We start from the raw sequence: 24,689 nt of genomic DNA on the forward strand, positions 1-24,689 counted from the left end.
ATCTTTTTTCATTCGCTTAACTTTAGTCTAATGAAGGATTTTGGTATAATTATTATAAAGAACTTTGTTGGGAGGAATTATTATGGTTAAACTATCAGCACTCAATTTGTTTCCAGTTTTTTTACAGGATCAGCCAATTGATGCAATCCGCCGCGGAAGAGAACTTGCTCAAATTGTAGAAAAATTAGGTTATGATCGTTATTGGATTGCAGAACACCATAATTCACCCGGGGTCATTTCAACAGCAACGTCTGTTCTAATCCAATATGTTTTGGATGCAACAGAAAACATTCGTGTTGGTGCTGGTGGAGTGATGTTACCAAATCATACGCCCCTTCAAGTCGCAGAAACTTATGGCATGTTAGACGTTTTGCATCCTGGCAGAGTCGATTTATCATTAGGTAGAGCACCTGGGACGGATACAGAAACAGCTCAATTGATTTATCATGGAGAAACTTCAGAAGAAGGCTTCAAAGACGGCATCCGTGCACTACAAAGATATTTTGGTCCAGCAGAATCACAAGAAAGCGTCATTGCAGTTCCAGCAATTGATCGCCAAGTTCCATTATATATACTCGGGAGTACCACCACGTCAGCCCAGATTGCAGCAGATTTAGGACTGCCATACGCTTTTGCGGGACATTTCTCACCCAATTTTTTAGATAAAGCAATTGAAATATATCGCGAACAATTTGTCCCTTCTGAATATTTGCAAGAACCTTATTTAATTTTAGCGATGATCGGTACGGCGCAAGAGACAACTGAAAAATCAGAAGAAATGAAGAGCATTTGGGATTTTCATTCGATTCAAATTGCTCGAGGTGAATCTGGCCAAATTCAAACTCCAGATATAAGTTTTTATAATCATTTAACAACGGTCGAGAAATTCTTCTTGAAAACAAGAGGTGGGATTAACCTATACGGTAATCCAGAGGAAGTAGCCAATGTTTGGAAAGATATTAATACAAAATATCATCCCGATGAAGTCATGATTGTTTCCTATTCACCTGAAATTGAACAGCTCGAAGAAAGTTATCGTATCATTAAAGAAGTGATTACGACCCATTCATAGTAATAACAGAGAAGGATGATATCATGAGTAAACCAGCGAAGTTAACGCCAATGATGGAACAATATTTTGAAATAAAAAGAACCTGTCCAGATGCTATTCTTTTCTATCGATTGGGTGATTTTTATGAAATGTTTTATGAGGATGCGCTTACAGCAGCTAAAGTATTAGAAATCACTTTAACTTCGCGAAATAAAAATGATGATAATCCGATTCCAATGTGTGGCGTCCCATATCACGCGGCCAATGACTATATTAAAAAATTAATTGATGCTGGTTATAAAATTGCCATCTGCGAGCAGTTAGAAGATCCGAAGAGCGTAAAGGGTATGGTTAAACGTGGAATTGTTCGAACGATTACGCCGGGCACTTACGTTGATGACCAAGTAGGAGATCACAAAGAAAATAATTTCTTAGCAGCAATCTACCCGTTAACAGGTCACGATTTTGGTCTTTGTTATATCGATATAGCCACAGGTGAAAGTTATTTAACGTGCTGCAGCGATACAGAAATGCTATGGAATGAAATTCAAAGTGTTCATCCCAGTGAAATAATTATCCCAACATTTTTAAAAGAAATGATTTATCAATTTAAAACAGTTGAATCAATTACGTTTACTGAACATGCGTTACCTGAATCAAAAATAGTTTATCCAACCTCACTCATTGAAGAACTTACAAGTAATGAAGCTCCGATTTATGAATATTTATTAAGTTATTTGAATCGTTTGCAAATGGAATCATTTGCACATCTTAAACCTGTCCAGCGTTATGCCATAGATCAAGCGATGCAACTAAATCATTACACTAAGATTCAGCTTGAGCTCACTCGCTCGTTACGTACACATAAACGCAAAGGATCTCTTTTATCCTATATCGACCAAACACAAACAGCAATGGGAGGTAGATTGTTAGCGCGTTGGTTAGATAAACCCTTAATTAATCAGCAAAAGATTGAAGCGCGACATAAGAAAGTAGCCGCCTTCTTATCTGCTTACTTTGAGCGAATGGATTTAGTCAATTCGCTCAAAAATATTTATGATTTAGAAAGATTAATATCTAAAATTAGTCTAGGTTATGCTAATCCCAAAGATATTGACCATCTCTATCAATCGCTTTGCGAAGTTCGAACCATAAATCAAATTTTAGATTCGATGAATCAATTTGATTCTTCAGTATCATTTCAATTGTTGAATGATTTTAGTGAATTAATTAACCTTATTTCATCCGTATTGATTGATAATCCTCCTTTATCCTCAAGTGAAGGAAATTTGATTCGATCAGGAGTCCATGAAACATTGGACCAATACCGGGATGCTTTAGAACACGGAGAAGATTGGCTAGCTCAATTGCAAGTTGATGAACGTGAACGAACTGGGCTTAAAACATTAAAGGTTGGCTTTAATAAAGTGTTCGGATACTATATTGAGATTAGTCGAGTTCAAGCAGCAGAATTAGAAGATCCCCGTTATATCCGAAAACAAACGTTAGCGAATTCTGAACGTTTCTTTACAGATGAATTAAAAGAGATTGAACAAACGATTTTAAATGCCAAAGAAAAATCAACCGCTTTAGAATATCAATTGTTCGTTGAGCTTCGTGAACAAATTTTGAACTATATCGAACCACTCCAGCAATTGGCGATGCAAGTTGCTGAATTAGATGTCTTATCTGCTTTTGCCTCGTTGGCAGATCAAGAGGATTATGCCCAGCCTCAAATTGTTTCTCAGCCGAAAGATGTTGAAATTATTCAGTCACGCCATCCGGTTGTTGAGAAATTAATTAAAAAAACAAATTTTGTGCCGAATGATTTTTCAAGCACCTCAGAGAATTATTTACATATTTTAACGGGGCCCAATATGTCAGGTAAAAGTACTTATATGCGTCAAATTGCTTATTGCTTTATTCTATGTCAAATAGGAAGTTTTGTTCCTGCGACAAGTGCTAAATTGCCAATAATAGATAAAATATTCACCCGAATTGGTAGCGCAGATGATACGACTTTAGGTCAAAGTACCTTTATGGTCGAAATGATGGAAACTCAAGTAGCGTTGAAAGAAGCTACGACAAATAGTTTGCTATTGTTTGATGAATTAGGGCGTGGGACTGCAACATATGATGGAATTGCGTTAGCCGAAGGGATTATTCGCTATATTGCCCAAAAAATTCAATGTCTAACAATTTTTTCTACGCATTACCATGAATTAACGCGACTCGATTCGGATCTTCCAGTTGTTCGTAATATTCATGTTGGTAGTGAAGAAATAAATGGGGAGCTAGTCTTCTTGCATAAAGTGTTAGAAGGACCTTCTGACCGTAGCTATGGTATTCATGTAGCACAAATTGCTGGTCTACCAAAGCAAGTAATTCGGCAGAGTGCAGAAATTTTAGAAGCGTTAGAGTCTCAAGCCAAGTATTTGCCGAATGTTAGAGAAACAATACAAGAAAAGAAAGAGATACAAACAACAGCATTAAGTTCTGAGATAATAAATAAAATTAAAGCGTTGGATGTTAATCAATTAACGCCGGTTGATGCGCTAAATCTTTTGGTAGAGCTTCAAAGAGATGTTAACGAAAGTTAGAGGTAAGAGATGGATATTGTTAAACAGATGTCAGATACTTTAGCGAATCAAATTGCGGCAGGTGAAGTGATCGAACGGCCTTCATCCGTCGTTAAAGAATTGGTGGAAAATTCGATTGATGCGCAAGCAACAGAAATTATTGTTGAACTAACAGAAGCTGGCATCGAAGGCATAAAAGTTAGTGATAATGGGATAGGTCTGAGTCAAAATGATCTACGTCACGCTTTTTTGCCTCATGCAACCAGTAAATTGTACGATACGAATGACTTATTTGCGATTCGTACTCTGGGATTTCGGGGTGAGGCACTCGCTAGTATTGCCTCAGTCAGCCACGTTTTAATGGAATCAACTCAACCAGAACAAGATAAAGGATATCAAATCGAGTTAAAAGGTGGAGAAATCATCAGTGAATCCGTTACGAATGCACGATTAGGAACGAGAATTACGGTTGAACGGTTATTTTATAATACACCCGCTCGTTTGAAGCATCTAAAACGACTTCAAACGGAGTTATCACATACAACACGCTTTATTCAAAATATCTCAATGGCGCATCCTAATATTCGTTTTGAATTGTTTCATAATGATAAGTTAATCTACCGGACAAGTGGCCGGTCAGATTTACTACAGGCTATTGCAAACGTCTATCATCCATCGATTGCCCGTCAGTTAATTTCAATTCAAGCAAGTAATTCAACTTTTAAAGTGGATGGCTATATTTCTCCTACAAATCTAACGCGAACAAATCGCTACTATATGCACTGGATGATCAATGGTCGTCCTGTTCATAGTCATGTACTCGATCGTGGGGTGATTGCAGCGTATGGGCGCCAATTGATGATTGGACGCTATCCAATAACTGTAATGAATGTTCAAGTAGATCCTCGACTCGTTGATGTGAATGTCCATCCAACCAAGTATACAGTTCGCCTAAGTCAAGAAGAGGAATTAGTCGATTTATTTACAGAAGCGATTCATGAACAATTAGAAAAACATCAAAATATACCCCAAATAGAAGTAGAATCAGTTAAAGAAAGGGCAGAAGTTAATGAAAAATATTCACCCTATCAATCAAATCTTGCCCGTGATTTATCTGAACCTTCCGAAAACACACTACAATCTAACAAAATCGCAAATTATTTTCAAAGAACGGATTCACCAGCTAGTCTACTTGATTCAGAGTTATCCAATGAACAAGCTGAATCGGTAGAATTTGTCAAAGAGGAAACAAGTGAAGCCGGGCAAGTTTCAAATCAGTTATCATTGGAATCAACAGAAACCAATCATTTCATTGATTTTAATGCTTTAAGGTATGTCGGACAGATTCATGGTACTTATTTAATTGCGGAAAATGAACGTGGGTTTTATTTGATTGATCAACATGCGGCTCAAGAAAAAATTAATTATGAGCACTTTATGGCTGAAGATTATCCGATTCAAGAACAACAGACGTTGTTAATGCCAGAATTAATTCATTTATCGAGTGCACAGATTTCTCAGTTATTAGAAATTCAATCCGATTTAGAACGACTAGGCATTTCAATTGAACCGTTTGGTGAACAAACTTATAAACTTGATAGTTACCCTGTTTGGCTGAAAGATACACAGTTGGATCAATTTATCCCAAACTTAATTGATTTATTAATAAATGAACCAAACTTAACTGTGAATGAATTAAAAGAGCGAAGTATTATTATGCAAAGTTGTAAAGGGGCAATTAAGGCGAATCATTACTTGGATTCAAAACAAGCACAATTTCTTATTGAACAATTGGGAACGTTAAAAGATCCATTCCATTGTCCTCATGGGCGTCCTGTTTTAATTGAATTTGTCAATGCAACCATAGAAAAGTTGTTCAAACGAATTCAAGATAGTCATACAACCGATCCGTTTGATCAACGAATAATATAATTAAAGAGAGGAAATATTATGCTCGAGTATCTTAAAGGAACCTTAATCTCTATCCATCCAACCCACTTAGTTATTGAAACAAATAAAATTGGCTATATCGTTATTGCTTCAACACCGTATCATTGGTCTGATCAAATTGGTCAAGAAATTGAAGTGTATTGCGAATTGGTAGTTAGAGAAGATGCGATGACTTTATACGGATTTAAGTCCGAAAGTGAGAAAAAATTATTTCAAACTTTAAATAAAGTCTCCGGTATCGGTCCTAAAAGTGCTTTATCGATTTTAGCAGCAGACGATAATGAGGGACTGGTTCAAGCGATTGAATCAGCTGATAGTACTTATTTAACGAAATTTCCTGGTGTCGGGAAAAAAACAGCGAATCAAATTATTTTGGATCTAAAAGGAGAGCTACAACCGATTACTGATGAAACAGCTGTACCTGATTCACAACAACTGCAAATTCACGAAGAAATCTTGGAAGCATTAAGCGGTTTAGGCTATTCGAAACGTGAAGTGACACGGGTTGAAAAGCAACTTAAATCAGAATCATTTGATTCTGTCCAAACTGGTTTAAGCTATGCCTTTAAATTATTGTTAAAAAAATAAAAGGAGGGATATAATTGGATAACGAGCATATCTTATCAGCGGATGAAATTACCGGAGATTTGATGGAGCCGATGCATATCCGTCCCCAACGTTTAGCTGAGTATATCGGTCAAACTAAAATGAAGCAAGAACTATCGATTTATATTCAAGCAGCGAAGTTAAGAGAAGAAGCGTTAGATCATTGTCTTATTTACGGCCCTCCAGGTCTTGGGAAAACAACTATGGCAATGGTGATTGCGAACGAGTTAGACGTCAATATTATTACCTCAAATGGTCCTGCGATTGAGCGTTCGGGAGATTTATTAGCGCTATTAAATGAATTAAATCCGGGAGATATTTTGTTTATTGATGAAATTCATCGCTTGCCTAAAGTGGTTGAAGAAGTGCTGTATTCAGCAATGGAAGATTATTATGTTGATATTGTGATTGGTCAAGGGGCTTCTAGTCAACCTATCCATTTTGAATTGCCACCATTTACTTTAATTGGGGCTACCACTCGTGCAGGAATGCTAAGCCAACCTCTCAGGGATCGTTTTGGAATTATTTCTCATATGCAATATTACAATAACGATGAATTGCAAGAAATTGTCGAGCGAAGTGCTAATGTATTTCAAGCAACGATTGACCAAACAGCCTCTAAGGAAATAGCACGAAGGAGCCGGGGGACGCCTCGAATTGCGAATCGACTATTAAGACGGGTGCGCGATTATGCACAAGTCTATGCCGAAGGGAAAATTAATCAGTCAATAACCCAACAAGCGTTGGATATGCTGAAAATTGATCCGATCGGACTTGACCCTCTGGATCGAAAGCTTCTTAAAACAATGATTGAAGAATATGCTGGAGGACCGGTTGGGTTAGGCACGATTGCTGTTTATATTAGTGAAGATATTGAGACGGTTGAAGATATGTACGAACCATACTTAATTCAACAAGGTTTAATACGCCGAACCCCAAGAGGGCGTATTGCAACACGATTAGCTTATCAACATTTAGGCTATGAATTACCCGAAATGAAAGAGGAAACGAATGATTACGACGAAAGACTTTGATTACCATTTGCCAGAAGAACTCATTGCTCAGACACCCCTAATTGATCGCAGTGCATCACGTTTGATGGTTTTAAATCGAACACAACACACCATTGAAGATACAGATTTTAAACATGTTATCGATTATTTGAATCCTGGAGATGCGTTAGTTATTAATGAGACCCGTGTTTTGCCAGCGCGACTAATGGGCGTGAAGCCTGATACAGGTGGGCACCTTGAAGTTTTATTGCTTACAAATATTGAAGGAAACAGATGGGAAACATTGGTTAAACCTGCCCGCCGCGCAAAAATAGGAACACGCATCGAATTTGGAGATCAACAACAAATAACAGGGATTGTCATTGAGGAATTGGAACATGGGGGACGTATCGTCGAGTTTGAGTATGAAGGTATCTTTATTGAAAGACTGGAAGAATTAGGCCAAATGCCTTTGCCCCCGTATATTAAAGAGCGATTAGATAATCCAGAACGCTATCAAACAGTTTATGCGAAAGAAAATGGTTCTGCTGCAGCCCCAACTGCAGGGTTACATTTTACGAAAGACTTAATGGACCAAATTAAAGCCAAAGGAATTCAAATTATTCCATTGACTTTGCACGTTGGACTTGGAACATTTCGACCTGTGTCGGTTGATAATATCGAAGACCATCAGATGCATGCAGAATTTTACTCATTATCTGAAATGAGTGCCCAGCAAATTAACAAAGTCCAAGCGGACGGCGGAAATATTATTGCCGTCGGAACGACAAGTGTACGAACATTGGAGACGATTGCGCATCGTAACCAAGGTAAAATTGTTTCAGAATCTGGTTGGACGGATATTTTTATTACACCAGGTTTTGAATTTAAAGCGGTAGATCATTTAATTACAAATTTCCATTTGCCACAGTCAACTTTAATGATGTTAGTCAGTGCTTTTTATTCACGAGATGCTATTATGGAAGCCTATCAACACGCTGTTGACCAAGAATATCGTTTCTTTAGTTTTGGAGATGCCATGTTGATTTTATAATTAAGAGGAGGGGGATCGATGCTTTTTAATATTCAAAGTGAGTATTCATTTCTCGAAAGTACACTCCGACTGAACAAATATGCGATCAAAGCTAAAGAATACGGTTATCAATCCATCGGAATTGCGGATACGCATGTACTCTATGGGTCCCTTGAGCTGTATCAATTAGCCAAAAAACATCACCTGCGTCCACTCATCGGACTGCGGGTTATTTTGCCTGGAATAGTGGATTCAGAAGTACCTTATGAATTTCTTTTATATGCTACTTCCAAAATAGGTTATTACCATTTAGGACAACTATCTCGTCAATTGTTAACTGACTCAGTGGATACATCAGTAATCTGGCAATATCTCCAATACCAAGCGCAAGATTTAGTTTATATAAGTTCATCCAATCAAAACGAACTGCTTTATGCAATGGTTCGTGATCAAACGGATCAAATTCAACAATTACATAACTTTTTAGTGCAAATTTTTGGTCAAGACAAAATCTATATCGGAGTTAATTTATTCCCAAGCAATGAATATGAATTGAAACAAGTGGATAAGTGGTCGAAAAAATTGGACATTCCGGTTATTATTAGTCAGTATATTCATGCCTTAAACTCAGAAGATGGTTCGAGTATTCAAATGCTCCAGTCTATTAAAGCAAATCAACCTATGACGAAAGATTTATTAGACCATCAGACCGAATATTATATGCGCCCGTATCATATCGTTAAGGAACAGTGTGCGTGCTTAGGGTACACAGAATGGTTAACGAACACTAGCAAACTCGAAGCAAATATCGCCATTCAAATTGAGCCCAATAAAGAGGTTTTACCGCAATTTCATATTCCAGAAACCTTTGACCATTCAGCAAGCTATTTAAAGCATTTGGTCATGCAACGACTTTCTGCTCTCGGCTTAAGCCAAAAAAATTCTTACATTCAACGAATTGAACATGAATTGCAAATTATTCATCAAATGGGATTTGATGATTATTTTTTAATTGTCTGGGAAATTATTCAGTATTGTCATCAACAAAAAATACCGGTTGGACCGGGACGGGGGTCGGCAGCAGGCTCTTTGATTGCGTATCTACTTGAAATTACTCAAGTTGATCCACTTGAATATAATTTAATTTTTGAACGTTTCTTAAATCCAGAAAGACTCAGTTTGCCAGATATTGATATCGATATATCGGATGAATCACGAAGTCGAGTGATTCACTTTTTAGCGCAAGTATATGGTGAAAATCAAGTGGCCCAAATTATCACATTTAGTCGCTTTGGAGCTAAATCCGTGCTACGAGATATACTGAAGGCTTTAGAAGTCGATGAAAAAACAACCAAACAATGGTTACAATTATTACCTAGTTCAACTAACACGACTCTTTCACTTAAATCAGCTTATGACCAATCTGAAGCTTTTCGAGATTATGTGCATGCTTCAAAGATAAATGAACAAATTTATCGGATGGGTTCGACTTTAGATGGATTACCACGTCAATCTTCAACGCATGCTGGGGCAGTCGTTATTAGCCAACAACCAATCGATCAACTTATTCCAGTTCGAAATCGTCCAGGAGAAGTTTTACTCACTCAATTACCTATGGATCAAGTTGAACAGATGGGATTATTAAAGATTGATATTCTTGGTTTAAAAAATTTAACGCTATTAGATCAAATGAAGCAGCAAATTCAAAAGAATACACAAAGTACTGTTGATTGGGGAGGCATTCCCTTAGATGATCCAGCAACATTAAAACTCTTTCAACAAGGTGATACAAATGGGATATTTCAGTTTGAATCAGCTGGCATAAAAAAAGTTTTAAAAACAATCTACCCGACCTCTTTTGAAGATATTGTGGCTGTGAATGCTTTGTACCGTCCAGGGCCTATGAAGCAAATTGAAACGTTTAATCGACGTAAACGTGGACAAGAACCGATTCCTACCATCGATCCTTCGACGGATCAAATATTAAAAGCAACTTATGGTGTCATTGTATACCAAGAGCAAGTCATGCAAATTGCGGTGCAAATGGCGGGGTTCACTTATGGTCAAGCTGACTCATTCCGTCGAGCTATTGCTTCAAAGAATTTAAACTTGCTCGATTCATTTCATCAGTCTTTTGTAGAAGGCGCTATCCAACGTCATCATTCACCAGAAATTTCTGAACAAGTTTTTCAATATATTTTAGCGTTCGCAAATTATGGATTTAACCGATCTCATTCGGTAGTTTACTCATATTTGGCATTCCAAATGGCGTATTGCAAAGCCCACTATCCCGCAGAATTTTATGCGGCTTTAATAAATAGTGGCTCATCAAGTCGCCAAAGCCAAGTGAATTATATTCAAGAAGCGCAACGTGTTTTAGGTAAAACTTTACCTTTAGATATTAATTTAAGCGAAGCAAACTTTACAGCTCGACCTCAGTTACGTGTTGGTTTTAATGCAATCCGTGGTGTTCGAAAGAGCATGATCGATGCAATGCTTGAGGCGCGTTCTCAAGCTGGAAAATTTACTAGTTTTATTAACTTTCTACAGCGTCTTCCTGAACGTGAACTACATAAAGAATCTTTACAAGCTTTGATTTTAACAGGGTGTTTCGATACTTTAGAATCGAATCGACGAACTTTAGTCACTAACTTAGATAGTTTATTACAAAGTATCCAATATACTCGTTATAATATGTCACTCTTTGAAGCGTTAAATCCAAAAATCAACTATGTTTCTGAATTTTCTCGGTTAGAGCGCATCCGATATGAAAATGATTATTTAGGATTTACACTAAGTGGGCATCCTCTCGAAGCTTATCAAAGTTATTTTCAGAATGGAACGGTGCGATCATTACAATCCATTTTAGCAGATTCTTCGAGTGGTTATGCCGAAACACTTGCTATCATCAAGCAGGTTAAAATTCATCGGACAAAAAAAGGGGATGAGATGGCCTTTGTTACCCTTACTGATATGCAAAGTGAACTATCAGCAGTCTTATTTCCAAGTGATTATTTAAAGTATCGACGTTTATTATCGGAGAATGCTGTTTTGCGAGTGCGTGGAAAGATTGAGTGGCGTAACCAACGTAAACAATTAATTATTCAATCAATCTTAGATGCAACTCCCGATTCGCAGCATACTCATAATGAAAATACACATACACAATGTTTTATACAAATTCATTCTTTCGAAGCATTAGATCAAGCAGCAAATTACATAGGTCAATTTAGCGACCCGACTTATCCAATCGATGTTATTATCGTCAATAGTGAACGAAAGGCTTTCCAACTTGATTCGAGTTATCGATTAAACTATTCAATCCAATTAGAGCAGAAGCTTAAAGGTTTTTTTGGAAATGAATGTGTCGTTTTCAAATAATAATGAAAACAAATGAAATACTTTTAAAAACTTTATGACAATAGTTTATTTTAATGTTAAAATAAAGATTAACTATGTGGATCATTAGAGGTGACTTATGGATATTAAACGTATAGCAGTCGTAACTAGTGGAGGCGATGCACCTGGCATGAATGCAGCCATCCGTGCTACAGTTGAACAAGGAATTCATCATGGCATCGATGTGTATGGAGTTTATAACGGATTTAAAGGATTAGTTGAAGGCGATTTTCGCCTACTAACAACTTCTGATGTGCATCATAATATTCGTCGTGGCGGAACTTTTCTTTATTCTGCTCGCTTTCCAGAGTTTTCAAAGGAAGAATATCAACGAAGAGCAGTAGAACAGTTAAATAATCATAATATTGATGCATTAATCGTTATTGGGGGAGACGGATCTTTTCAAGGGGCATTAGCTTTGACTAAGTTAGGTTTTCCTGCCATTGGAATTCCAGCTACAATTGACAATGATATTCCTGGTACTGAATATACCATTGGATTTGACTCTGCAGTGAGTGTGGCGTTAGATGCAATTGATAAAATTTCTGATACCGCAGCAAGTCATAACCGAACCTTTGTGGTTGAAGTTATGGGACGTCATGCAGGAGATATTGCGATTTGGGCAGGGGTTGCAGCTGGGGCAGATGCGATCCTAATTCCTGAAGAATCATTTAGAATGCAAAGTATTGTACGTCGTATTGCAGCAGGTAGGAATCGAGGGAAAGACTATTCTTTAATCGTTCTAGCTGAAGGTGTCTCAGATGTAAATAGTTTTGTAGAAGAATATAAACAATACTCACCTGATGAAAGTATTCGCGGGGTGACGTTATCACATATTCAACGTGGAGGAACGCCATCTGCTCGTGACCGTGTTTTCGCAACGCTTATGGGGGCCCGCGCCGTTGATTTGATTATTCAAGGTCAATCCGCTATCTACTTAGGGATTAAACAAGAACGTCTTGCTGTCTTTGATATTGTTAAAACTTTGAAGAAAACAGAGCACGCTGTAAGACAAGACTTATTCCAATTGAATATTAATTTAACCGATCGCGGTATATAGGAAGTTATTAAAAGGAGACAATCATGAAAAAAACCAAAATTGTATGTACTTTAGGCCCTGCTGTAGATAGTTTAGACAAGCTCGTCGCTTTAATTAATGCGGGGATGAACGTAGCTCGCTTTAACTTTTCACATGGGAATCATGAAGAGCAATTAGAGCGTATGAATTTATTAAAAGAAGCACGTGAATTAACGGGTCAAAATATCGGGATTTTGCTCGATACTAAAGGTCCAGAGATCCGTACGCATTTAATGGCAACACCGATTGTGGAATTGCATAAAGGGAATTCAATTAAAATATCAATGCAGGAAGTTGAAGGTACGGACGATATGTTCTCAGTGACTTATGAGAATCTAATTCACGACGTGAGTGTCGGAGGTCATATCCTATTAGATGACGGTTTGATTGATCTTTTAATTACTGATTTAGACTACGAAGCGGGTATTATCACGGCAGAAATTTTAAACGATGGTATTTTAAAATCACGTAAAGGTGTCAATGTACCTAATGTATCGCTTAAATTACCAGGAATTACCGAAAAAGATGAAAGTGATATTAAATTTGGGCTAGAACAGGGCATTGATTTTATTGCTGCTAGTTTTGTTCGTCGCTCATCGGATGTGATGGAAATCCGTCAAGTCTTAGAAGACGCAGGACAACCTCATGTTAAAATCATCTCAAAAATTGAAAACCAAGAAGGATTAGATAATTTAGATGAGATTTTAAGTGTTTCTGACGGAATTATGGTAGCTCGTGGTGACTTAGGTGTTGAAATCCCACCTGAAGTAGTACCAATTGAACAAAAGCAAATTATTAAAAAATGTAATCAAGCTGGTAAATATGTTATTACCGCAACGCAAATGTTAGATTCCATGCAAAAAAACCCTCGCCCAACACGAGCAGAAGCGAGTGACGTGGCTAACGCCATTATTGACGGAACAGATGCTGTGATGTTATCTGGAGAAACTGCTTCAGGTGAATATCCTGTTGAAGCTGTGAATACAATGGCAAATATTTGCTTGAATACTGAAGCAAATACATTAGGCTTAGATTCATTAAGTTTAAAAGCTTATGATAAACGTGATTTATCAGAAGCTATCGGTCAAGCGGTAGGACATACTGCTAAGAATCTTAATATTAATACAATTGTAGCGGCTACAAGTTCTGGTCATACTGCAATGATGATTGCTAAATATCGCCCGAATGCAAATATTTTAGCCGCAACATTTAGTGAGGAAACAAAGCGTTCACTTAGTTTGGCTTGGGGGGTTGAAGCTCGTAAAGTAAGACCACCACAATCAACAGACGATATGTTAGATTCTGCGAGTGAACTTGCTCAACAAGTAGGATTTGCTCGCGAAGGAGATTTAATCTTAATTACAGCGGGTGTTCCGGTCTATGAATCTGGAACAACGAACTTAATGAAGATTCAATTAATTGGTACTTTACTTGCAGAAGGGGAAGGTGTCGGTATCGGCAATCATATTGGCAAAGCTGTCATTGCTAAAACTGCTGAAGAAGCCATTAAACAAATGAGTTCAGGCTCTATTTTAGTTACTCAACATACAGACTCTTCATACAATGAAGCGATTATGCAAGCAGGTGCTTTAGTTGTTGAAGAAGGTGGTATCACATCTCATGCTGCCATTATGGGACTGGAATGCGGCATTCCAGTAGTCGTAGCCGCTAAAGGAGCCCTAGAAGCTATAAAATCAAATGAAATGATTACTGTTGATGCACGTCGAGGACGGATTTATCGCGGAGCAACAGTAAGCATTTAACGACTTCAAGCATATTATCTAGCGGTTTACCACTATTTAATATGCTTTTTATCATTATTAATCAAAAATACTTAAAGAGTGAGGTGGGATTGAATGAATACATTTCAAATCATGGGTAAAGTGAGCGACGAAAATAAATATGCATATTATATCCAAGATGAAGCAAATACAACTTATGAATTAGCAAAAGATTTAGTAGTGTCTCCTATAGAAGTTGGAGATTCTATTTTAGGATTTGGGTATATCGATCGTGATAATCGAGCAAAATTTATCATCGATTTACCTCCAATTATAACGGAAGGCTTTGGTTGGGGTCGGGTCGTCGGACGACGTCCAAATCTCGGATTATTTATTGATGTGGGCTTACCGAATAAAGATATCGTGATTTCTTTAGATGAGTTATCGGATGATATTGCTAAATGGCCGGAACTTGACGCAAAATTATTAGTCCAGATGAGTATCGATGAGCGTCAACGTTATTGGGCACACTTGCTTAAAGCGAATGATATTGAACAATACCGAAAATCTGCTCCTAACAGACTGATGAATCAATCCCTTCAAGTAACCTTATTTGAAGATAAAGGGGTCGGGATGGTGGGGTTATCTCAAGAAAACTTTGAGGTATTTATCCATGAATCAGAACAATTAGATCCACTGAAACTTGGTCAAGTGGTCGAGGCTAGAGTTATAAAAGTTCATCCAAATGGTAAGTTGAATGCGTCCACACGTCCTAGAGCTTTTGAAGCACTTGAAGACGATGCTCAGATGATTCAAGCTGTGCTTGAGAAGCAACCCAATCAATTCTTGCCGTTACATGATAAATCACCAAGTGATGAAATACAAAGGCAATTAGGTCTAAGTAAATCTCAATTCAAAAGAGCGGTTGGACGTTTAATGAAAGCGGATATAGTTACCCAAGTTCGCCAGGAAGGTATTTATTTAAAAACATCGGGTGATAATCAATGAAAGATTATCAGCTAGATTTTAAACGTTTTTTGTTGATTGATGAAGGTAAATCTACGAATACAATTGAAAATTATATGCGAGACTTATCAAAATTTTATTGCTATCTTGAAGAGAACCAAGTGAAAGATATAAAACAAGTCGATTATCGAATTATGTCGAACTTTATGACTTACTTGAATGCCAATCATTATGCAACTTCGACAGTTAATCGTGTGATGTCTACACTCCGTTTATTTTTCAAATATTTGCAATTACAAGGTGAAGTTGAGTATAATCCTACCGAATTAATTCAAGGTGCTAAATCATATAAACGGTTACCTAAAGTGATTAGTTCAAAACAAGTAGATCAGCTCATGAATGCGCCAAATACATCGACCAATAAAGGGATACGAGATCGTGCCATTTTGGAATTAATGTATGCAACAGGACTGCGTGTCAGTGAATTAATTCATTTAACTCGCGATGATTTGCATCTTGATCTCGGTTTTATTCAAACACTCGGAAAAGGGAATAAAGAACGAATTATTCCTTTAGGTGAAGAAGCCATTTACTGGCTGGACAGGTATTTAAACGAGGTGTATCCTCTATATAATAATAAAAAACCAACAAAAATAATTTTTTTAACCCAACGAGGAAGTGGATTTACACGACAAGGTATTTGGAAAGCATTAAAAGAATATTGTCTAGAAATAGGTCTTGATCGAAATGTATCTCCTCACATGTTGCGCCATTCATTTGCAACACATTTATTGGAGAATGGTGCTGATTTAAGGATGGTACAAGAACTTTTAGGTCATGCAGATATATCTACGACAGAAATTTACACACATATTTCTAAACAACGCTTACAAAAAGTCTATCGGCAAACATTCCCTCGAGCATATTGGGGGTTAGATAATAAGGAGGATATGATGAAATTTAAACGAATTCATGTTATTGTAATGGACTCTGTTGGTATTGGTGAAGCCCCAGATGCTTCTGATTTTGGTGATGTTGGAGCGAATACTTTAGGTAATATTGCTCGAACAGTAGGATTAAAAATGCCGAATTTACGTGCGATGGGATTAGCTAATATTGCACCAATTGAAGGGATGGAACCTGTTACTAACCCAACAAGTTATTATACAAAATTAGAAGAAATTTCAGCAGGCAAAGATACCATGACAGGACATTGGGAAATTATGGGGTTAAATATCCAGACACCTTTTCGCGTATTCCCAGATGGATTTCCCGATGAATTGATTGAAAAAATTGAAACGTTCTCTGGTCGCAAGGTGGTAGCAAATAAACCGGCTTCGGGTACGGCAATACTTGATGAATATGGTGCTCATCAACTTGAAACAGGTGATTTAATTATTTACACTTCTGCTGATTCCGTTTTGCAGATTGCTGCTCACGAAGAAGTGATTCCGCTTGAAGAATTGTATCGAATTTGTGAATACGCTCGTGAAATAACTTTAGAAGATCCATATATGATTGGACGCATTATTGCTAGACCGTATATCGGAACACCGGGTCATTTTGAACGTACCTCAAATCGACATGATTATGCATTGAGCCCGTTTGAAGATACAACATTAAACTATGTTCAAAATGGTGGCTATGATGTTATATCAGTCGGGAAAATCGAAGATATTTTCAATGGAAGTGGCATTACAAAGGGTAATCGTACGGCAAATAATATGGATGGTGTCGACAAATTATTACGTGTTTTAAACGAAGACTTTAATGGATTGAGTTTTACGAACTTAGTCGATTTTGACTCAGTCTATGGTCACCGCCGAAATGTAGCGGGTTATGGACAAGCTCTAGAAGAATTTGATGCACGTATTCCTGAAATTTTAGAAAATTTACGTGAAGATGATTTATTAATAATTACAGCAGATCATGGGAATGACCCAACCTTTACAGGTACGGACCATACAAGAGAATATGTTCCAATTTTAGTATATAGTCCTTCAATAAAGCAGCCTAAAGGACTAGAAGCTAAGCATTTTAGTGATATTGGAGCAACAATCAGTGATAATTTTAAAGTTGAATCAACTTCAAACGGTCAATCATTTTTAAATCAATTAATCTAGGAGGGACACGATGTCATTTACTCAAACTGTTGAATATTTAAAACAAAAAGGAATTACCCAACCAGAATTCGGATTAATCTTAGGTTCTGGGCTCGGTGATTTAGCAGATGAAATCGAACAACCAATTTGTCTTGATTATTCAGAGATACCTAATTTTCCAGTATCAACCGTCGAAGGACATGCAGGTGAATTAGTATATGGTCAACTTTCTGGGCGTTGGGTAATTGCCCTAAAAGGTCGATTCCATTATTATGAAGGCTATGATTTAGAAACCGTCACTTATCCTGTAAGAATCTTCCATGAATTAGGTGTCAGCAAATTGATTGTCACTAATGCGGCGGGAGGAGTTAATACGGATTTTGTGCCTGGTGATTTAATGATTATTACGGATCATATTAATTTAACCGGAGCGAATCCACTCATCGGCAAGAATATTCAAGAACATGGGCCGAGATTTGTAGATATGTCACATGCTTATAGTGCAAAAGCCATGGAATTCCTTGCTCAAATTGGTGAAAAATATCAACCTATGAAACGCGGAGTCTATACTTGGTTAACAGGACCTACATACGAGACGCCTGCTGAAATTCGTATGGTCCGAACAATAGGTGGAGATGCTGTAGGAATGTCTACTGTTCCAGAAGTTATCATTGCACAACATTGTGGGATGGAAGTAATTGGCATTTCATGTATCACGAATTTAGCAGCCGGAATGCAAGCAACTTTAAACCATGAGGAAGTGATTGAAGTTTCTCAAAAAGCAAAACCGAACTTCAAAAAAACATTGCTTGAATTTATTGGTGAATATGCCTAAAATAAGTAGCAATGAATATACTATAAAAGGTGATTATACATGTTAGTCAACTCAAAAACGAACAATGACAAAGTAGTATTAGGTCTCCTTAGTTTAACATTTCCTGAGGATGAGCGAGATTTATCGAATGTAAAAGAATTACTAGAGAGTATCTACCAAGATGATTCACAAGAAATATTTCTCTATCGTGATCCAGAGACTGATAATTTTATTGGTATCTTTGTGGTGGAGTTTAATACGCTTGAATCAAACGATCAACGCCACTCAACATCAATAGTAATTCAACGTTACGGTATTGTCCCATCATTTATTGATGACGGCATTGATTATCGAATGTATGGTGAGTTGCGAAAAAAATATCCTAATTATGCAATTATAGGAACGATGGATTTATCGGAAAAAGTTGCTCAATGGGGTGAGAAATTTCAGCAAGAAGCTTTGGGTGAATAGGAAGTGATCTTATTAGTAACGAACTCAATGTGACCCTTGATTCATTTCAAGGGCCTTTTGACTTATTACTGCATTTAATTCGAACGCTAGAAGTTGATATTTTTGATATTCCAATCGCTCAAATTACAGACCAGTATTTAACTTATATCCATGCGATGGAAGAAGTCAAACTAGACCGAGTAGGCGACTATTTGGTGATGGCTGCTACTTTATTGGAAATAAAAAGTCGCATGTTATTGCCGATTGAACCAACTCTCGATGAAGAGGAAGAAGAGTATTTTGATCCACGAGATGAACTCGTTCAACAGCTTCTCTTATATCAACATTTCCAAGATATTGCGTTTGAACTTCAGTCCTATCGAGATCAACGTTCGATGTCTTTTGGTCGTCCACCAGCGGATCTCACTGCCTATCAAGAATTTATTCCGCTTAAAGTAGATGCCTATACTTTGAATGATATTGCGAGTGCAATGCAACAAGCGATGGAAAGATTCGAAGAGCGTCAGCCTTTAGAACGGCAAATTTATCATGAAAACTTAACCGTTAACGATCAAATTAGTCGAATTCAACAACATTTTGAATCACTTCAGCCTAATGAATCAATTCAATTTGATGAGGTATTAACAAGTCGAAACTCGCATGAAATTATTATGACTTTTTTAGCAATGTTAGAACTCGTCAAAAAGAGTTATATTTCATTTATTCAAACAAATAATCATTCACCCATCGAAATGGTTAAATTAAAGGAGCTAATGCCGCATGAAGCTTGAAAAAAGGATATTAGGAATTATTTTTGTTGCAGGGGATGAAGGTGTCACTTATCAAGAGTTGGCTCAAACATTAGCTGAAGATTTAAACATCATTCAAGATAAAGTGACCTTACTGATGGAATGGTTTGATTGTAATGATTATTCTCCTATTAAACTTACTTATTACAATCAGGCTTTACGTTTTGTGACGAAGAGTGAATTGAGTGAAGATGTTGAGAATTTTGCGAAAGCTCCATTTAATCAAGCGTTATCGAAAGCAGCGATTGAAACACTCGCTATCATTGCTTACCGCCAACCTGTAACTCGGATGACTGTTGATGAGATTCGAGGGGTAAATTCGAGCAGTTTAATTCAGCGGTTAATCAATCGGGATTTGGTTCAAGAAGTTGGACGCATTGAAGCACCTGGGCGACCTGTGCTTTATAGTGTAACAGATTATTTTATGGATTATTTTGGGTTGGAAAGTTTGGATGACCTACCAGAAATTGAACCTTTAGCGTTAAATGCTCAACTAGTATCAGATGAATTATTTGAGCTTTATCCATGGCAATTAAACTCGGAAGAAATTGAAGAGGTCGAGAAATTCGATGAAATCGAAGGGAATGAGTAATAAATGGAAAGATTACAAAAAGTCATGGCCCATAGTGGTGTCGCAAGCCGGCGTAAATGTGAAAACCTTATTGAACAAGGGCGAGTTAAAGTAAATGGACAAGTTGTCACCGAATTAGGAACGAAAGTTTCACCAAGTGATTTTATTGAAGTTGATGGGAAAGTGATTTTTAAAGAAGATTACCGATATATTCTATTACATAAACCAGCGGGTGTTATTACATCAACAGCCGATGAAAAAGACCGTCAAGTTATTACTGATCTGTTACCTGAAATTGAGGAGCGAATCTATCCAATAGGTCGCCTCGATTATGATACAACCGGATTAATTTTATTAACAAATGACGGTGAGTTTGCTAATTTGATGATGCATCCAAAATATGAGATAAGTAAAGAATATGAAGCCCTAGTGGAGGGGATTATTGAAAATGATCAATTAAATCTTCTTCGACGGGGAGTCGATTTAGACGGCGTGAAGACATCTCCAGCAAAAGCACGCCTTTTAAATAAAAAACCTCGACAACAAACATCTCGGGTCCGTCTAGAGATTCACGAAGGTTGGAATCATCAAGTTAAACGAATGTTTGAAGTGGTAGGGCATCCTGTACAACGTTTAAAACGAGTCAAGATTTCTTTTCTAGAGCTTGGTAAACTTGAGCCAGGGATGTGGCGAGAACTCTCAGCTTTTGAAGTTGATAAATTAAAGAAGATTGCATTTAGTGCCCAAGATGATATAATGAATTAAAAATAATATATGTCTTCAGGGCAGGGTGTAATTCCCGACCGGTGGTAAAGTCCACGAGCTTACAAATGTAAGTTGACTTGGTGCAATTCCAAGACCGACAGTATAGTCTGGATGGAAGAAGCGATAATTCATAAGATATGAATTTTATTTCCCATGCCCTATTTGGTATGGGAATTTTTGCTCCCTGTGACGAAAAAAGAAGGAGCTAGAGGATATGGAACATAGAACAAGAAGATTAGTTTTGTTGTCAATTTTAGGTGGGATGGGAGTCGTCTTAAGGATGTTTGATTTCCCTATTTTACCGGTTGCTCCCTTTTTAAAAGTGGACTTAAGTGAAATACCTGTATTTATAGGTATGCTAACGAATGGACCGTTTGGGTTGATTTGTGTGGCATTTGTTCGAGACCTACTTAACTTTTTAATTAAAGGAGGGGAAGCTGGTATCCCGATTGGAGCAACAATGAGTTTTATTGCATCATTCTCATTATTTATTCCAACACATTTTGTTTTAAGACGTCATACTACGGCGCTAGGGTGGATTGATTATTTAAAAATAGCTATTTATTCTGCTATTTTACTGGTTGTTACGATGTCATTATTTAATTATTTCATCGCATTACCGATCTATATCCGAGTTCTTAATTTCCAAATTGAATCGAAGATGACCTTTATTAAAGCAGCAGTCATTCCTTTTAATTTGATTAAGAGTTTACTTATGACAGTGATGCAATGGGGAGTAATTCAATTAGCAATTCGTTCGTTCAAACCCTATTTAAATCCCAAATATACAAGGATGTAATTGCCAACTACCAATCTGTAACGCTCTATATTACATATTGATTACATTATGATGTCAATATCGTATTTTTGATAGTACTTTAGGGCATTATTGGCTACAATAAAGAAAAGATATGTTAATATTTATAAGTATTATCTATTAAAATTTACATACTTAGAATGATACTTACAATCAGGAGGTTTCTTATGCCAAAAGATAATGAAAATGATTATAGGGGAGCGGAAGGGATGAACCACGATTCACCTTCACAATCTGCTCAAGAACCATGGGATAATAAATTCGAAGAAGATAATTTAAAAGAGCGCCAATTTTCGCGATCAGTTCGTAATCAACCTGCAAAAGAAGCGCGTAATTTATCGAAAGTGTTATTATTAATTATTATAGTAGGATTTATTACACCTTTCTTATTATATATTATAGTGAATGGTGGCAAGAAAAATGATCAAATTGCTACTCGTCCAGCCACAGAAGTTCGTATTGATCGTAACTCGACAACCAAAGAAGAGACGAAAGAGACAACAGCGAACGAGATCACTTTAGCAACAAGAGAAGTCACCAATGAAACCATTGAATCGACAACAGCCCAACCGCAAACAACTCAAGCTCCACCGGCAGAGCCTACACCTGCACCTCAAACACCAAGTCAAGGAAGTGGAACTTATACGGTACAAGCGGGAGACTCATGGTTTGCGATTGCACGAAATTATGGCATTGATGTTTATCAACTTGCTCAGTTTAATGGAGCTTCAATCGACTCACCATTATTCCCTGGCGATACCATTCAAATCCCATAATATCAAAAGATAAGATCCCACGAATCGATTGGGATCTTTTTTATATGAATTCGAAAGTGAGGAATTAATTATGACTATTCAAATTGCCATTGATGGCCCCGCATCATCTGGGAAAAGTACGATTGCCAAACAAATTGCTCGTCAATTAAATATTGCCTACGTTGACAGCGGTGCTATTTATCGTACAATTACCTATGCATTATTAGAAAATAATATTCAACCAAACGATAGTGAAGCTATCAAGGAACAGCTTCAGCAATTTGATATTGAGCTAATGGCAGATCAAGATTATTTTGAGGTGCGATTGAATCAGCAACCGATTGGTTTAGAAATTCGCTCTGAGCAGGTAACAGCAGCTGTCTCGGAAGTATCTGCTTATCCATTTGTTAGGGAATATGTAAATCATAAATTACAACAATTAAGTCGAAATCATTCGGTAATTATGGATGGACGTGATATTGGAACGGTTGTCTTACCAGAAGCAGAAGTTAAGATTTTTTTAACTGCTAGCGCTGAAGTTCGAGCACAACGGCGATACGAAGAAAATAAACAACGAAATCAATTAACTCAGTCCTATGAAGATATATTGCAAGCAATTATTGAACGAGATAGGTATGATTCTAATCGAAAAATTGCCCCTTTACGAAAAGCTGAGGATGCGATTGAAGTCGACACGAGTAACCTGACGGTTGAAGAAGTCGTGAATAAGGTCATTTCGATGATCCAACCCCAGCTATAGATTGGATAACTTATGATATTGTACTAGACTTAACGATTAAAATTTGGTAAAATTTATATGATTAGTCAACTCTGGCTGATTTTTATATTGGGAACGCTTAGGAGGAAATGGTTTATATGACAGAGTTTTTAGAAAATGAAGAAGTAGTAGAAGAGCCAACGATGGTGACAATGGAAGATGCTTTAGATAGCGTCCGAGAAATCCATAGTGGTGACATTGTTAAAGGGGATGTGCTTGCTTTCGATGAGAATGATCAAGTGCGTGTTTCAATCCAAGAAAGTGGCGGACTCGAAGGAGTAGTTCCACGCAACGAGCTTTCAGCAACACCTTTCGAGAACGTAACTGATATTGTAAATATTGGGGATGAAATCGAATTGGTTGTAATTAAGCCTATTAAAGATAAAGAGAATGGAAACTTCTTATTATCTAAGAAAAAAATCGAATCTAAAAAGATTTGGGAAGAATTACAAGCTAAATTTGATAATGGTGAGATTATTGAAGCTCCCGTTAAGAGTGTTGTCAAAGGTGGTCTAGTTGTTGATACAGGTGTTCGAGGATTTGTTCCTGCATCAATGGTAGAAGAACATTTTGTTGATGATTTCACACCTTACGTTGGAAAGACACTTAAATATAAAATTGTTGAGATTGAACCAAGCGAAAATCGCTTAATCTTATCTCACAAAGAAATCGCGCAAGAAGAAGCAGCAGCAAAACGTGCAGAACGCTTAGCAGAGTTAAAAGAAGGCGACATTATTGAAGGTACAGTAGCTCGTCTGGTTAACTTTGGCGCATTTATTGATCTTGACGGGGTTGATGGATTAGTTCATATCAGCCGTATTGCTCACGAACATGTTAATAAACCAAGTGATCACCTAACTCCAGGCGAAGTTGTCAATGTAAAAATTCTTTCTATTAATGAAGAAGAAGGCCGCGTATCGTTGTCGATTAAAGACACGTTAGAAGGTCCATGGGATAATATTGAAGAAAAAGCACCAGAAGGATCAGTTTTAGATGGTATTGTAAAACGACTAACAAGCTTTGGCGCTTTTGTGGAAGTTTTCCCAGGTGTAGAAGGTCTTGTTCATATTTCACAAATTGCACACGAACATATTGCAACACCTGCAGAAAAATTAACTGAAGGTGAAGAAATTAAAGTTAAAGTACTTTCTGTTAACCCAGAAGAGCATCGTTTATCTCTATCAATTAAAGCTTTAGAAGAAAAACCAGCTGAGCTGGAAGCAGAAGAACAGACAAAACATGAATCGACTGCAAAAGAAAGTCGTCAACGTCCACGTCGTGAAAAATCACAACGTCCGCGTCGTCAATCCAATCAAGCTACCTCAAATGAGGAAATTGAATCAGGATTCACTCTAGGTGATATGATAAGCGGTGGAGCTCTTGAAGGTCTATCTTTTGGTGAAGACGAAGAGTAATAAGATCTAATTTGACACAGACTGGCTTAGATTATTAA

20 protein-coding genes, 1 pseudogene and 1 riboswitch are annotated in these 24,689 nt (G+C 37.2%); all 21 genes and pseudogenes read left to right on the plus strand.

Going from position 1 to position 24,689, the window contains the following annotated elements; all coding sequences use genetic code 11:
- The first annotated feature begins 82 nt into the window (after positions 1 to 82).
- The 21 genes and pseudogenes from CYJ57_RS05860 (at position 83) to rpsA (ending at position 24,651) form a co-directional block, all read left to right on the plus strand.
- Entirely contained in the window at positions 83 to 1,072 is a 990-nt protein-coding gene (locus tag CYJ57_RS05860) for an LLM class flavin-dependent oxidoreductase (protein ID WP_101954470.1), read from the plus strand.
- A 23-nt stretch (positions 1,073 to 1,095) separates the two neighbouring features.
- Positions 1,096 to 3,651, plus strand: a complete 2,556-nt coding sequence (mutS, locus tag CYJ57_RS05865) for a DNA mismatch repair protein MutS (protein ID WP_101954472.1) — start codon at positions 1,096 to 1,098, stop codon at positions 3,649 to 3,651.
- A 9-nt stretch (positions 3,652 to 3,660) separates the two neighbouring features.
- Entirely contained in the window at positions 3,661 to 5,562 is a 1,902-nt protein-coding gene (gene mutL / locus CYJ57_RS05870; protein ID WP_101954474.1) for a DNA mismatch repair endonuclease MutL, read from the plus strand.
- Positions 5,563 to 5,580: 18 nt separating this feature from the next.
- Positions 5,581 to 6,168, plus strand: coding sequence for a Holliday junction branch migration protein RuvA (gene ruvA / locus CYJ57_RS05875; protein WP_101954475.1), 588 nt, complete (start codon positions 5,581 to 5,583; stop codon positions 6,166 to 6,168).
- A 62-nt stretch (positions 6,169 to 6,230) separates the two neighbouring features.
- The gene (gene ruvB, locus CYJ57_RS05880; protein ID WP_180764418.1) at positions 6,231 to 7,220 is read left to right on the plus strand and encodes a Holliday junction branch migration DNA helicase RuvB; all 990 of its coding nucleotides are present in this window, start codon (positions 6,231 to 6,233) and stop codon (positions 7,218 to 7,220) included.
- The gene (gene queA / locus CYJ57_RS05885; protein WP_006701340.1) at positions 7,198 to 8,232 is read left to right on the plus strand and encodes a tRNA preQ1(34) S-adenosylmethionine ribosyltransferase-isomerase QueA; all 1,035 of its coding nucleotides are present in this window, start codon (positions 7,198 to 7,200) and stop codon (positions 8,230 to 8,232) included. The genes ruvB and queA overlap by 23 nt, the downstream gene beginning before the upstream one ends.
- 18 nt (positions 8,233 to 8,250) lie before the next feature.
- The gene (locus CYJ57_RS05890; RefSeq protein ID WP_101954478.1) at positions 8,251 to 11,592 is read left to right on the plus strand and encodes a DNA polymerase III subunit alpha; all 3,342 of its coding nucleotides are present in this window, start codon (positions 8,251 to 8,253) and stop codon (positions 11,590 to 11,592) included.
- Between the two features lie 103 nt (positions 11,593 to 11,695).
- Positions 11,696 to 12,670: a 6-phosphofructokinase gene (gene pfkA / locus CYJ57_RS05895; protein WP_040443076.1), complete on the plus strand. Its 975-nt coding sequence runs from the start codon at positions 11,696 to 11,698 to the stop codon at positions 12,668 to 12,670.
- 23 nt (positions 12,671 to 12,693) lie between these two features.
- On the plus strand, positions 12,694 to 14,451 hold the full coding sequence (gene pyk, locus CYJ57_RS05900) for a pyruvate kinase (RefSeq protein WP_006701337.1): 1,758 nt from the start codon (positions 12,694 to 12,696) through the stop codon (positions 14,449 to 14,451).
- A 93-nt stretch (positions 14,452 to 14,544) separates the two neighbouring features.
- The gene (locus tag CYJ57_RS05905; RefSeq protein ID WP_101954479.1) at positions 14,545 to 15,417 is read left to right on the plus strand and encodes a S1-like domain-containing RNA-binding protein; all 873 of its coding nucleotides are present in this window, start codon (positions 14,545 to 14,547) and stop codon (positions 15,415 to 15,417) included.
- Positions 15,414 to 16,286 (plus strand): annotated as a pseudogene (gene xerD, locus CYJ57_RS05910) (site-specific tyrosine recombinase XerD); the annotation flags it as partial. The gene CYJ57_RS05905 and the pseudogene xerD, both read left to right, overlap by 4 nt.
- A 42-nt stretch (positions 16,287 to 16,328) precedes the next feature.
- Complete coding sequence (gene deoB, locus CYJ57_RS05915) at positions 16,329 to 17,498, plus strand: phosphopentomutase (RefSeq protein ID WP_101954492.1); 1,170 nt, start codon at positions 16,329 to 16,331, stop codon at positions 17,496 to 17,498.
- 10 nt (positions 17,499 to 17,508) lie between these two features.
- Positions 17,509 to 18,312: a purine-nucleoside phosphorylase gene (locus tag CYJ57_RS05920; RefSeq protein WP_101954480.1), complete on the plus strand. Its 804-nt coding sequence runs from the start codon at positions 17,509 to 17,511 to the stop codon at positions 18,310 to 18,312.
- Between the two features lie 39 nt (positions 18,313 to 18,351).
- The gene (locus CYJ57_RS05925; RefSeq protein WP_006701332.1) at positions 18,352 to 18,762 is read left to right on the plus strand and encodes an RNA-binding protein; all 411 of its coding nucleotides are present in this window, start codon (positions 18,352 to 18,354) and stop codon (positions 18,760 to 18,762) included.
- A gap of 29 nt (positions 18,763 to 18,791) precedes the next feature.
- A complete protein-coding gene (locus CYJ57_RS05930; protein WP_180764415.1) occupies positions 18,792 to 19,532 on the plus strand; it encodes a segregation and condensation protein A in 741 nt (246 codons plus the stop codon).
- A complete protein-coding gene (gene scpB, locus CYJ57_RS05935; RefSeq protein ID WP_101954482.1) occupies positions 19,522 to 20,142 on the plus strand; it encodes an SMC-Scp complex subunit ScpB in 621 nt (206 codons plus the stop codon). The genes CYJ57_RS05930 and scpB overlap by 11 nt, the downstream gene beginning before the upstream one ends.
- A gap of 3 nt (positions 20,143 to 20,145) precedes the next feature.
- Positions 20,146 to 20,886, plus strand: a complete 741-nt coding sequence (locus CYJ57_RS05940) for a pseudouridine synthase (RefSeq protein WP_006701329.1) — start codon at positions 20,146 to 20,148, stop codon at positions 20,884 to 20,886.
- Positions 20,887 to 20,893: 7 nt separating this feature from the next.
- Positions 20,894 to 21,013, plus strand: a riboswitch (FMN riboswitch).
- Positions 21,014 to 21,100: 87 nt separating this feature from the next.
- On the plus strand, positions 21,101 to 21,685 hold the full coding sequence (locus CYJ57_RS05945) for an ECF transporter S component (protein ID WP_101954483.1): 585 nt from the start codon (positions 21,101 to 21,103) through the stop codon (positions 21,683 to 21,685).
- 185 nt (positions 21,686 to 21,870) lie between these two features.
- The gene (locus CYJ57_RS05950; protein ID WP_180764416.1) at positions 21,871 to 22,479 is read left to right on the plus strand and encodes a LysM peptidoglycan-binding domain-containing protein; all 609 of its coding nucleotides are present in this window, start codon (positions 21,871 to 21,873) and stop codon (positions 22,477 to 22,479) included.
- Positions 22,480 to 22,549: 70 nt separating this feature from the next.
- Positions 22,550 to 23,218 (plus strand): (d)CMP kinase, encoded by a 669-nt coding sequence (gene cmk / locus CYJ57_RS05955; protein WP_101954485.1) that lies wholly within the window; start codon positions 22,550 to 22,552, stop codon positions 23,216 to 23,218.
- Positions 23,219 to 23,334: 116 nt separating this feature from the next.
- On the plus strand, positions 23,335 to 24,651 hold the full coding sequence (rpsA, locus tag CYJ57_RS05960) for a 30S ribosomal protein S1 (protein WP_006701325.1): 1,317 nt from the start codon (positions 23,335 to 23,337) through the stop codon (positions 24,649 to 24,651).
- Positions 24,652 to 24,689: the final 38 nt, after the last annotated feature.

It is taken from the genome of Falseniella ignava, assembly GCF_002847645.1.
Lineage (GTDB): Bacteria > Bacillota > Bacilli > Lactobacillales > Aerococcaceae > Falseniella > Falseniella ignava.

Coding starts and splice junctions, on each gene's coding strand:
- CYJ57_RS05860 (WP_101954470.1), top strand. CDS start 83: ATGGTTAAACTATCAGCACTCAATTTGTTTCCAGTTTTTTTACAGGAT.
- mutS (WP_101954472.1), top strand. CDS start 1,096: ATGAGTAAACCAGCGAAGTTAACGCCAATGATGGAACAATATTTTGAA.
- mutL (WP_101954474.1), top strand. CDS start 3,661: ATGGATATTGTTAAACAGATGTCAGATACTTTAGCGAATCAAATTGCG.
- ruvA (WP_101954475.1), top strand. CDS start 5,581: ATGCTCGAGTATCTTAAAGGAACCTTAATCTCTATCCATCCAACCCAC.
- ruvB (WP_180764418.1), top strand. CDS start 6,231: ATGGAGCCGATGCATATCCGTCCCCAACGTTTAGCTGAGTATATCGGT.
- queA (WP_006701340.1), top strand. CDS start 7,198: ATGATTACGACGAAAGACTTTGATTACCATTTGCCAGAAGAACTCATT.
- CYJ57_RS05890 (WP_101954478.1), top strand. CDS start 8,251: ATGCTTTTTAATATTCAAAGTGAGTATTCATTTCTCGAAAGTACACTC.
- pyk (WP_006701337.1), top strand. CDS start 12,694: ATGAAAAAAACCAAAATTGTATGTACTTTAGGCCCTGCTGTAGATAGT.
- CYJ57_RS05905 (WP_101954479.1), top strand. CDS start 14,545: ATGAATACATTTCAAATCATGGGTAAAGTGAGCGACGAAAATAAATAT.
- deoB (WP_101954492.1), top strand. CDS start 16,329: ATGAAATTTAAACGAATTCATGTTATTGTAATGGACTCTGTTGGTATT.
- CYJ57_RS05920 (WP_101954480.1), top strand. CDS start 17,509: ATGTCATTTACTCAAACTGTTGAATATTTAAAACAAAAAGGAATTACC.
- CYJ57_RS05925 (WP_006701332.1), top strand. CDS start 18,352: ATGTTAGTCAACTCAAAAACGAACAATGACAAAGTAGTATTAGGTCTC.
- scpB (WP_101954482.1), top strand. CDS start 19,522: ATGAAGCTTGAAAAAAGGATATTAGGAATTATTTTTGTTGCAGGGGAT.
- CYJ57_RS05940 (WP_006701329.1), top strand. CDS start 20,146: ATGGAAAGATTACAAAAAGTCATGGCCCATAGTGGTGTCGCAAGCCGG.
- CYJ57_RS05945 (WP_101954483.1), top strand. CDS start 21,101: ATGGAACATAGAACAAGAAGATTAGTTTTGTTGTCAATTTTAGGTGGG.
- CYJ57_RS05950 (WP_180764416.1), top strand. CDS start 21,871: ATGCCAAAAGATAATGAAAATGATTATAGGGGAGCGGAAGGGATGAAC.
- cmk (WP_101954485.1), top strand. CDS start 22,550: ATGACTATTCAAATTGCCATTGATGGCCCCGCATCATCTGGGAAAAGT.
- rpsA (WP_006701325.1), top strand. CDS start 23,335: ATGACAGAGTTTTTAGAAAATGAAGAAGTAGTAGAAGAGCCAACGATG.